At 54.5% G+C, this 468-nt stretch carries 1 tRNA gene; it reads left to right on the top strand.

Going from position 1 to position 468, the window contains the following annotated elements:
* The first annotated feature begins 133 nt into the window (after positions 1 to 133).
* Positions 134 to 209: transfer RNA gene (locus tag ACTJKY_RS21765), tRNA-Ala, on the top strand.
* Positions 210 to 468 lie beyond the last annotated feature (259 nt).

The raw sequence follows: 468 nt of genomic DNA, 5'->3' as shown, positions 1-468 counted from the left end.
CCGGTAGCTCAGGTGGTTAGAGCGCACGCCTGATAAGCGTGAGGTCGTAAGTTCAACTCTTACTCGGCCCACCATTCGCTGGTTGCGGGATGCGACGTTGTTGTCGCTTTGCCGGAACCTTCGGAACTTTTCAGGGGCCTTAGCTCAGCTGGGAGAGCGGTTGCTTTGCAAGCATCAGGTCATCGGTTCGATCCCGATAGGCTCCACCAGCTTTTCGTCGAGAGGCGCTTCGCGCTTCTCCGAAAAGCTGAGGCGAAAACATTCTAGCCAGATATCCAGAGATGAAGACACGAGATCCGCTGCTACGGCAGCGGTCCTGCGATCCAAGGATCGCGAGCTTTTTGACATTGTGAATGGGTTTTTCAAATCGATGCCGTGACGGCGTTGGTTTCAGTCGTGAGACTGGATCGACAGCTGTCCAATTAAAGGCTGAGATTTTCATCCACACCGATATGCCGCGCACGCTGC

It is taken from the genome of Sphingomonas sp. 22176 (assembly GCF_052045505.1).
Taxonomy (GTDB): Bacteria; Pseudomonadota; Alphaproteobacteria; order Sphingomonadales; family Sphingomonadaceae; genus Sphingomonas.
Note: the sequence above shows the minus strand (reverse complement) of the source record. Positions and strands in the feature narration are given on the sequence as shown.